This window comes from Pseudomonas sp. Xaverov 83, assembly GCF_019352905.1.
Taxonomy (GTDB): domain Bacteria; phylum Pseudomonadota; class Gammaproteobacteria; order Pseudomonadales; family Pseudomonadaceae; genus Aquipseudomonas; species Aquipseudomonas yamanorum.
The window spans coordinates 198,876-209,210 of sequence record NZ_JAAAFU010000011.1 but is presented as its reverse complement, the minus strand read 5'-3'; the positions used below and the strand labels follow the sequence as shown (position 1 = coordinate 209,210).

At 61.3% G+C, this 10,335-nt stretch carries 6 protein-coding genes; 2 read left to right on the top strand and 4 right to left on the bottom strand.

Annotation, left to right across the window (positions count from 1 at the left end):
- Window positions 1–21: 21 nt before the first annotated feature.
- Window positions 22–471, top strand: a complete 450-nt coding sequence (locus K0H47_RS05395; protein ID WP_219272129.1) for a hypothetical protein — start codon at window positions 22–24, stop codon at window positions 469–471.
- Window positions 472–615: 144 nt separating this feature from the next.
- Here the strand turns inward: K0H47_RS05395 and K0H47_RS05390 are convergent, their stop codons facing one another.
- Window positions 616–1,506, bottom strand: a complete 891-nt coding sequence (locus K0H47_RS05390; RefSeq protein WP_177025875.1) for a LysR family transcriptional regulator — start codon at window positions 1,504–1,506, stop codon at window positions 616–618.
- A 181-nt stretch (window positions 1,507–1,687) separates the two neighbouring features.
- On the opposite strand from K0H47_RS05390, the gene K0H47_RS05385 reads away from it, so the two are divergent.
- Window positions 1,688–2,905 carry an MFS transporter gene (locus K0H47_RS05385; RefSeq protein ID WP_374106748.1) on the top strand — a complete coding sequence of 406 codons (1,218 nt, stop codon included), beginning with the start codon at window positions 1,688–1,690 and terminating at the stop codon, window positions 2,903–2,905.
- A gap of 53 nt (window positions 2,906–2,958) precedes the next feature.
- On the opposite strand, the gene hemE is transcribed toward K0H47_RS05385, so the two are convergent.
- The 3 genes from hemE to gltB all read right to left on the bottom strand — a co-directional run bounded on the left by hemE (window position 2,959) and on the right by gltB (window position 10,175).
- Window positions 2,959–4,026 (bottom strand): uroporphyrinogen decarboxylase, encoded by a 1,068-nt coding sequence (hemE, locus tag K0H47_RS05380; RefSeq protein ID WP_177071096.1) that lies wholly within the window; start codon window positions 4,024–4,026, stop codon window positions 2,959–2,961.
- Window positions 4,027–4,278: 252 nt separating this feature from the next.
- A complete protein-coding gene (locus K0H47_RS05375; RefSeq protein WP_003209353.1) occupies window positions 4,279–5,697 on the bottom strand; it encodes an FAD-dependent oxidoreductase in 1,419 nt (472 codons plus the stop codon).
- Window positions 5,698–5,729: 32 nt separating this feature from the next.
- Window positions 5,730–10,175: a glutamate synthase large subunit gene (gltB, locus tag K0H47_RS05370; protein ID WP_219272128.1), complete on the bottom strand. Its 4,446-nt coding sequence runs from the start codon at window positions 10,173–10,175 to the stop codon at window positions 5,730–5,732.
- Between the last annotated feature and the right edge of the window lie 160 nt (window positions 10,176–10,335).

The following is a 10,335-nucleotide window of genomic DNA, read 5'->3' as shown; positions in this document are numbered from 1 at the left end:
TTTACTGACTGGAGAAATGGAATGTCTTCCCTGCTACGCGCAACACTGGTCGCTTTGGCCCTGCTCACCACCGCTGGCTGCACCAATAAACCGGTGCTCAACACCCAGCACGACTTGCCGGCAAACCCGCAGGTCAACGAAGAAAAAATGAAGCAGACCATTATCGCGGCCTTGAACAAACGCGAATGGGTCGTACAGCGCCTGAGCCCGCAGCTGGTACAGGCCGAGATCAACGTGCGCAACAAATTCCACGCTGAAATCGACATCCGCTACACCGCCACCCGCTACGCCATCACCTACCGCGACAGCCGCGACCTGGGCTACAAGGACGGCAAGATCCACCGCAACTACAACCGCTGGGTGAGCATGCTGGACCGGGACATCCTGGCGGCGTTGCGCACCAATGGTGTGAGTGACAACGGGTCGGCCGCGCAGTTGTTCCAGCAGACCGGGACTTCGAAGCAGAACTGACAGGCCAGAAACGACAAAGTGTGGGAGCTGTCGAGCTTTAGCGAGGCTGCGATAGCGGCAGGTCAGGCAACACATTGCTGACAGTGCCGACGCCATCGCAGCCTCGCTAAAGCTCGACAGCTCCGACACTTCGCTCGGCTTGGCCTACTGCCCCCTCGCCACAAGCAACTCGACAAACGCCTTGGCCATCGGCGTTTGCTGGCCCTTACGCTGCACCAGCCACACCGCCGTCACCGCTTCCTGATCCAACAGCGTGCGATACACCACGCCATCAATGCGTATCCGCTGATACGACGCCGGCAACACCGAGACACCCAACCCCGCCGCCACCAGGCCGATGATGGTCATTGCCTCCCCGGCCTCCTGGGCGAAGTGCGGGCTGAAGCCGGCATCGCGCGCCAGGTTCAGCAACTGGGCATACAAGCCACTGCCATAAGTCCGCGGGAAAAATACAAACGGCTCTTCAGCCAATTGCACCAGGTGTAAACCACGCTCACTGCCCTCCACCAACGGATGCCCGGCGTTCAGCACGGCCACCAAGGGCTCGCGCATCAGTTCCACGACGCTCAGCGAATCAGCCAACGGTAGTGGCCGCATCAACCCCACCTGTATCGACTCATCCACCAGCGACTCGGCAACTTCCGTGCTGCTCATCTCCTGCAAATTCAGATGCACCGCCGGGAACGCCTGGCGAAACGCGAAGATCGCCTGTGGGATGCTGGAGTTGAACGGCGCGGAAGAAGTGAAGCCAATCTTCAACTCCCCCAGCTCCCCCAACTGCGCCCGACGCGCCACATCCGCCGCTTTATCCACCTGCGCCAGCACCAACCGCGCCTCTTGCAGGAACAACCGGCCCGCCTCGCTCAGCTCGACCCGACGATTGGTACGCTCGAACAACCGCGCCCCAATCTCCTGCTCCAGCGCCTGGATCTGCTGGCTCAGCGGCGGCTGGGAGATGCCCAGCACTTGCGCGGCGCGGCCAAAGTGCAGCTCTTCAGCCACGGCGATGAAGTAACGCAGGTGGCGCAATTCCATGAAAACCTCATTAGGTCGTAAAAGCTCTTAAACAGGTCGAACAATATATTGGAAAGAATCATTAGCGAGCTATATTCTTTTTTGCATTGCCAGCCCTGGCAGTCTTTCCTCCCCGAGGTCCCGCGTGAAATCTGCTGTCGCTCCGCTTGCTCAAGAAGTACCGCCTACCGCCCTCGATGAAGTGGTGGCACAGCTCAACGAGCAGTACATCGAAAAAGGCACCCCGATGTTCATGCGCACGGTGCTGGCGCTGTTTTCCGGCGGTTTCGCCACCTTTGCCTTGCTCTACTGCGTACAGCCGATGATGCCGGCGCTGTCCCACGAATTTTCCATCAATGCCGCACAAAGCAGCCTGATCCTCTCGGTGGCCACCGGCATGCTCGCCATTGGCCTGCTGATCACCGGGCCGATTTCCGACACCTTTGGGCGCAAGCCGGTCATGGTTGCCGCGCTGTTCTGCGCCGCACTGTGCACCATCGCCAGCGGCCTGATGCCGACCTGGGAAGGCATCCTGCTGATGCGCGCACTGGTGGGCCTGTCCCTCAGCGGCCTGGCGGCGGTGGCCATGACCTACCTGAGCGAAGAGATCCACCCGCAACACATCGGCCTCGCCATGGGCCTGTATATCGGCGGTAACGCCATCGGTGGCATGAGCGGGCGCTTGATCATCGGCGTGCTGATCGACTTCGTCAGCTGGCACACGGCGATGCTGATCATCGGCGCCCTGGCACTGATCGCGGCCACGGTGTTCTGGAAGATCCTCCCCGAATCGCGCAACTTCCGCGCCAGCACCCTGCACCCGCGCAGCCTGGTGGACGGCTTCACCATGCACTTCAAGGACGCCGGCCTGCCGTGGCTGTTCCTCGAAGCCTTCGTGCTGATGGGCGCCTTTGTGACGATGTTCAACTACATCGGCTACCGCTTGCTGGCTGACCCGTACGATTTGAGCCAGGCTGTGGTAGGCCTGCTGTCGCTGGTCTACCTCTCGGGTATCTACAGCTCGGCGAAAATCGGCTCCCTGGCCGACCGCCTGGGCCGTCGCCGCGTGCTCTGGGGCACCATCGTGCTGATGCTCGGCGGCATCGCCCTGACGCTGTTTACCCCGCTGTGGCTGGTAGTGCCAGGCATGCTGATCTTCACCTTCGGCTTCTTTGGCGCCCACTCGGTGGCCAGCAGCTGGATCGGCCGCCGCGCACTGAAAGCCAAGGGCCAGGCGTCGTCGCTGTACCTGTTCAGTTATTACGTCGGGTCGAGTATTGCGGGGACGGCGGGTGGTTTCTTCTGGCACTACGCCGGGTGGAACGGAATTGGCGGGTTTATCGTTGCACTGTTGATCGTCGCGTTGCTGGTGGCGTTGAAGCTGGCGAAGTTGCCACCGTTGCAGGAAGCTAAGGCTTAACCACCGCTCACAAAAAAGCCCGGCATCTGCCGGGCTTTTTCATTGCCGCGCGATCACTCGTGATACTGCGCCGACAACTCGTGAACCGCCCGCAGGAACGCGCCTGCGTGCTCTGGATCAACTTCCGGGGTGATGCCATGGCCGAGGTTGAATACGTGACCGCTGCCTTTGCCGTAGCTGGCGAGGATGCGGCCCACTTCAGTACGGATGGCTTCCGGCTTGGCGTACAGCACGGTGGGGTCCATGTTGCCTTGCAGCGCGACCTTGCTGCCCACGCGGCGACGGGCTTCGCCGATGTCGCAGGTCCAGTCCAGGCCGAGCGCGTCGGCGCCGGCGTCGGCGATGCTTTCCAGCCACAGGCCGCCGCCCTTGGTGAACAGGATGACCGGCACTTTGCGGCCTTCGTGTTCGCGGATCAGGCCGCTGACGATTTTGCGCATGTAGGCCAGGGAGAATTCCTGATACGCCGCCGCCGACAGGTTGCCGCCCCAGGTGTCGAAAATCTGCACCGCTTGGGCGCCGGCCATGATCTGGCCGTTGAGGTAGGAGGTAACCGACTGCGCCAGCTTGTCCAGCAGCAGGTGCATGGCTTGCGGGTTGTCGTAGAGCATGGCCTTGGTCTTGCGGAAGTCTTTCGACGAGCCGCCTTCGACCATGTAGGTGGCCAGGGTCCACGGGCTGCCGGAGAAGCCGATCAGCGGCACGCGGCCGTTCAGCTCGCGGCGGATAGTGCTGACCGCGTCCATGACGTAGCCCAGGTCCTTGTGGGGATCGGGGATCGGCAGGGCTTCGATATCGGCCAGGGTGCTGACGACTTTCTTGAAACGCGGGCCTTCGCCGGTTTCGAAGTACAGGCCTTGGCCCATGGCGTCAGGGATGGTCAGGATATCGGAGAACAGGATGGCCGCATCCAGCTGTGGATAGCGGTCCAGCGGTTGCATCGTGACTTCGCAGGCGAACTCCGGGTTCATGCACAGGCTCATGAAGTCGCCGGCGTGGGCGCGACTGGCGCGGTATTCCGGCAGGTAGCGACCGGCCTGGCGCATCATCCACACAGGGGTGACGTCCACGGGTTGCTTGAGCAGGGCACGAAGGAAACGGTCGTTCTTGAGGGCAGTCATGTCGGCATCCGCAAAAAAAGTGCGGGCATTTTCTCAGAGCGCGACGCAAAAGGCACGGCAAGAGCCCTGCCTTTTGTCTATCGGGTCAATTTGTCGCAATGAGTGGCGACACAAACCTCAATGTGAAATGAGGTTTGTGTGGGAGCTGGCTTGCCTGCGATAGCATCAACCGGGTCTGGTTGACAGACCGAGTTGCCTGCATCGCAGGCAAACCAACTCCCACATTTGATCGCATTTCAAACTGAAATTTGATCAGACCTGCAGGTAATCCAGGATCCCTTCGGCGGCGTTGCGCCCTTCGAAGATGGCCGTCACTACCAGGTCAGAACCGCGCACCATGTCGCCACCGGCGAAGATTTTCGGGTTGCTGGTCTGGTGTTTGTACTGGCCTTGTTCCGGGGCTACAACGCGGCCCTGGCTGTCGGTCTGGATCTCGAACTGCTCGAACCACGGCGCCGGGCTTGGGCGGAAACCGAAGGCGATGACCACGGCGTCTGCCGGGATGATCTCTTCGGAACCCGGGATCGGCTCAGGGCTGCGACGGCCACGGGCGTCCGGTTCGCCGAGACGGGTCTCGACCACTTTCACGCCTTCTACACGGTCCTCGCCAACGATAGCGATCGGCTGGCGGTTGTAGAGGAATTTCACGCCTTCTTCCTTGGCGTTCTTCACCTCTTTGCGCGAGCCCGGCATGTTGGCTTCGTCACGACGGTAGGCACAGGTTACCGACTTGGCACCCTGGCGAATCGAAGTACGGTTGCAGTCCATCGCGGTGTCACCACCGCCCAGCACCACGACCTTCTTGCCTTTCATGTCGACGAAATCTTCCGGCGACTTTTCAAAGCCCAGGTTGCGGTTGACGTTGGCGATCAGGAAGTCCAAAGCGTCGTACACGCCCGGCAGGTCCTCACCGGCAAAGCCGCCCTTCATGTAGGTGTAGGTGCCCATGCCCATGAACACGGCATCGTATTCTTCAAGCAGTTGCTCCATGGTCACGTCCTTGCCGATTTCGGTATTGAGGCGGAACTCGATACCCATGCCGGTGAAGACTTCGCGACGATGGCTCAGTACGGTTTTTTCCAGCTTGAACTCGGGGATGCCGAAGGTCAGCAGACCGCCGATTTCCGGGTTCTTGTCGAACACCACCGGGGTTACGCCGCCACGTACCAGCACGTCGGCACAGCCCAGGCCCGCAGGGCCCGCGCCGATGATCGCGACGCGCTTGCCGGTCGGCTTGACCTTGGACATGTCCGGGCGCCAGCCCATGGCGAACGCGGTGTCGGTGATGTACTTCTCCACCGAACCGATGGTCACCGCGCCGAAGCCGTCGTTGAGGGTGCACGCACCCTCGCACAGACGATCCTGCGGGCACACCCGGCCGCACACTTCCGGCAAGGTGTTGGTCTGGTGCGACAGCTCGGCGGCGGCGAGGATGTTGCCCTCGGCCACCAGCTTCAGCCAGTTCGGAATGAAGTTGTGCACCGGGCACTTCCATTCGCAATACGGGTTACCGCAACCCAGGCAGCGGTGGGCCTGGTCGGCCGAGTGCTGGGGTTTGAAGGGTTCGTAGATTTCCACGAACTCTTTCTTGCGTTGACGCAACAGTTTCTTCTTCGGATCTTTGCGCCCGACATCGATGAACTGGAAGTCGTTATTCAGACGTTCAGCCATGTTAAAACCTCATCAAACTCTTCAGGCGCATATCACTGCGGGTTGGCACGGATGCTGGAAAGCAACGATTTCAGGTTGGCAGCCTTGGGCTTGACCAGCCAGAAACGACGCAGGTAGTCATCAAGGTTTTCAGCGAGGTTACGACCCCATTCGCTGTTGGTTTCCTCGACGTATTCGTCCAGCACATGCTGCAAGTGGTTGCGATAGGATTCCATCGCTTCGCCGCTGATCCGCTGGATCTCCACCAACTCGTGGTTCACCTTGTCGACGAAGGTGTTGTCCTGGTCCAGCACGTAGGCGAAACCGCCGGTCATGCCCGAACCGAAGTTGTAGCCAGTCTTGCCCAGCACCGCGACAAAACCACCGGTCATGTACTCGCAGCAGTGATCGCCCGTGCCTTCAACCACGGTGTGGGCACCGGAGTTACGCACTGCGAACCGCTCACCGGCCGTACCGGCTGCAAACAGCTTGCCGCCGGTTGCGCCGTACAGGCAGGTGTTGCCGATGATGGCACTGTCTTGAGTCTTGTAGACGCTGCCGACCGGCGGAACGATCACCAGCTTGCCGCCGGTCATGCCCTTGCCCACGTAGTCGTTGGCGTCGCCTTCGAGGTACATGTTCAGGCCACCGGCGTTCCACACGCCGAAGCTCTGGCCAGCGGTGCCCTTGAAGCGGAAGGTGATCGGCGCCTTGGCCATGCCCTGGTTGCCGTGCTTGCGCGCGATTTCGCCGGAGATGCGTGCGCCGATGGAACGGTCGCAGTTGCAGATATCCAGGGCGAATTCGCCGCCGCTTGCGTCGTTGATCGAGGAGCTGGCCATCTCGACCATCTTCTCGGCCAGCAGGCCCTTGTCGAACGGCGGGTTGCGGTCAACCTGGCAGAACTGTGGCTTGTCGGCCGGGATGTGATCGCTGCCCAACAGCGGCGTCAGGTCCAGATGCTGTTGCTTGGCAGTCTGGCCTTCAAGGATGTCCAGCAGGTCGGTACGGCCGATCAGCTCTTCCAGGGAACGCACGCCCAGCTTGGCCAGCCACTCACGGGTTTCTTCGGCAACGTAGGTGAAGAAATTCACCACCATGTCGACGGTACCGATGTAGTGGTCCTTGCGCAGCTTCTCGTTCTGGGTCGCCACGCCGGTGGCGCAGTTGTTCAGGTGGCAGATGCGCAGGTATTTGCAGCCCAGGGCGATCATGGGCGCGGTGCCGAAGCCGAAGCTTTCGGCGCCGAGGATCGCGGCCTTGATCACGTCGAGGCCGGTTTTCAGGCCACCGTCGGTCTGCACCCGGACTTTGCCGCGCAGGTCGTTGCCGCGCAGGGTCTGGTGCGTTTCAGCCAGGCCCAGTTCCCACGGCGCACCGGCGTACTTGATGGAGGTCAGCGGCGAAGCGCCGGTGCCGCCGTCGTAGCCGGAGATGGTGATCAGGTCGGCATAGGCCTTGGCCACACCGGCGGCGATGGTGCCCACGCCGGCTTCTGCGACCAGCTTCACCGAGACCAGGGCCTGCGGGTTGACTTGTTTCAAGTCGAAAATCAGCTGCGACAAATCCTCAATGGAGTAGATGTCGTGGTGCGGCGGTGGCGAAATCAGGGTCACGCCCGGCACTGCATAACGCAGCTTGGCGATCAGGCCGTTGACCTTGCCGCCTGGCAGTTGCCCGCCTTCACCCGGCTTGGCGCCTTGGGCGACCTTGATCTGCAGCACTTCGGCGTTGACCAGGTATTCCGGGGTTACACCAAAACGGCCAGTAGCGACCTGCTTGATTTTCGAGCTCTTGATGGTGCCGTAGCGCGCCGGGTCTTCACCGCCTTCGCCGGAGTTGGAACGCGCACCCAGGCGGTTCATGGCTTCGGCCAGGGCTTCGTGAGCCTCAGGCGACAAGGCGCCCAGGGAAATACCGGCGGAGTCGAAACGCTTGAGGATCGATTCCAGCGGTTCGATCTCGCTGATGGCCAGCGGCGTGTCCAGGGTTTTCACCTTGAACAGGTCACGGATCATCGACACCGGACGGTTATCCACCAGCGCGGTGTATTCCTTGAACTTGGCGTAGTCGCCCTGCTGCACGGCAGCTTGCAGGGTGCTGACCACGTCCGGATTGTAGGCGTGGTATTCGCCACCGTGGACGAACTTCAGCAGGCCGCCTTGCTGGATCGGCTTGCGCGCGCTCCAGGCTTCGGCTGCCAGGGCTTTCTGCTCGGCTTCGATGTCGACGAAACGTGCGCCCTTGATGCGGCTTGGCACGCCACGGAAGCTCATGTCGCAGACTTCTTCCGACAGGCCGATGGCTTCGAACAGCTGTGCGCCACGGTACGAGGTGACGGTGGAAATGCCCATCTTCGACAGGATCTTCAACAGGCCCTTGGTGATGCCTTTCCGGTAGTTCTTGAACACCTCGTAGAGGTCGCCCAGGACTTCACCGGTACGGATCAGGTCGCCGAGTACTTCGTACGCAAGGAACGGGTACACCGCCGAAGCGCCGAAGCCGATCAACACCGCAAAGTGATGCGGGTCGCGGGCTGTGGCGGTTTCAACCAGGATGTTGGAGTCGCAACGCAGGCCTTTTTCGGTCAGGCGATGGTGCACTGCGCCGGTGGCCAGGGAGGCGTGGATCGGCAGCTTGCCAGGGGCGATATGACGGTCGGTCAGCACGATCTGGGTACGGCCGGCGCGCACGGCTTCTTCAGCCTGATCGGCGACGTTGCGCACCGCGGCTTCAAGGCCGAGGCTCTCGTCGTAGTTCAGGTCGATGATCTGCCGGTCGAAGCCCGGGCGGTCCAGGGTCATCAACGAACGCCATTTGGCCGGGGAAATCACCGGCGAGCTGAGGATCACGCGGGAAGCGTGCTCAGGCGATTCCTGGAAAATGTTGCGCTCGGCACCGAGGCACACTTCCAGGGACATCACGATGGCTTCGCGCAGCGGGTCGATCGGCGGGTTGGTCACCTGAGCGAACTGCTGGCGGAAATAGTCGTACGGCGTGCGCACGCGCTGGGACAGCACGGCCATTGGCGTGTCATCGCCCATGGAGCCGACGGCCTCATAGCCTTGCTCGCCCAACGGGCGCAGCACCTGGTCACGTTCTTCGAAGGTGACCTGGTACATCTTCATGTACTGCTTGAGCTGGTCGACGTCGTAGAAAGCCGAGCCGTGGTCGTTGTCTTCCATGGTCGCCTGGATGCGCAGGGCATTCTTGCGCAGCCATTGCTTGTACGGATGACGGGACTTCAAGCGATTGTCGATAGCATCGGTGTCGAGGATCTGACCGGTTTCGGTGTCCACAGCCAGGATCTGGCCCGGGCCGACGCGGCCCTTGGCGATCACGTCTTCCGGCTTGTAGTTCCACACGCCGATTTCCGACGCCAGGGTGATAAAGCCGTTGGTGGTGGTCACCCAACGCGCCGGGCGCAGGCCGTTACGGTCGAGCAGGCACACGGCGTAGCGACCGTCGGTCATTACCACGCCGGCCGGGCCGTCCCACGGCTCCATGTGCATCGAGTTGTACTCATAGAACGCCCGCAGGTCGGGGTCCATGGTCTCAACGTTCTGCCACGCTGGCGGAATGATCATGCGCACGCCACGGAACAGGTCGATGCCGCCGGTGACCATCAGTTCGAGCATGTTGTCCATGCTGGAGGAGTCGGAACCCACGCGATTGACCAGCGGGCCGAGCTCTTCCAGGTCCATCAGGTCGTTGGCGAACTTGGTGCGACGGGCCACGGCCCAGTTGCGGTTGCCGGTGATGGTGTTGATCTCGCCGTTGTGGGCGAGGAAGCGGAATGGCTGGGCCAGCGGCCATTTCGGCAGGGTGTTGGTGGAGAAGCGCTGGTGGAACACGCAGATTGCGGTTTGCAGGCGCTCATCGCTCAGGTCTGGATAGAAGGCGGTCAAGTCCGCCGGCATCATCAGGCCTTTATAAATGATGGTCTTGTGAGAAAAGCTGCAGATGTAGTGGTCGGTGTCGGCGGCGTTGGCCACCGACGAGCGACGACGGGAGGTGAACAGCTTGATCGCCATGTCCTGGTCGCTCAAGCCATCGCCGGCGATGAACACTTGTTCGATCTGCGGCAGGCGCTCCAGGGCCAGGCGGCCGAGTACGCTGGTGTCGATGGGCACTTTGCGCCAGCCGACAAGTTGCAGGCCAGCGGCCAGAATCTCGCGGTTCATGTTCTCGCGAGCAGCTTCGGCTTTGACCGGGTCCTGGTTGAAGAACACCATGCCCACGGCGTACTGCTTGGGCAAATTGGCGCCGAAATGCTCCTTGGCGACTGCGCGCAGGAACTGGTCGGGCTTTTGAATCAGCAAGCCGCAACCGTCACCGGTCTTGCCGTCGGCGTTGATCCCACCGCGGTGGGTCATGCAGGTCAGGGCCTCGATGGCCGTTTGCAAAAGGGTATGACTGGGCTCGCCCTGCATATGGGCTATCAGGCCGAAACCGCAGTTATCCTTGAATTCATCGGGTTGGTACAGACCTGCTTTCATAGACACTTTCTCACCAGGCTGCCTCTTATTTCGAGGCAAATTTCTTTTCAATTCAACCGGTTACCTTCCACGCCGAACGTACGCCGGCTTAGCGGGGGCAAAAGGGAGGTCATTGTACACACCGACACAGACGCTCACAAATTTAGCGACGAAATGTCGC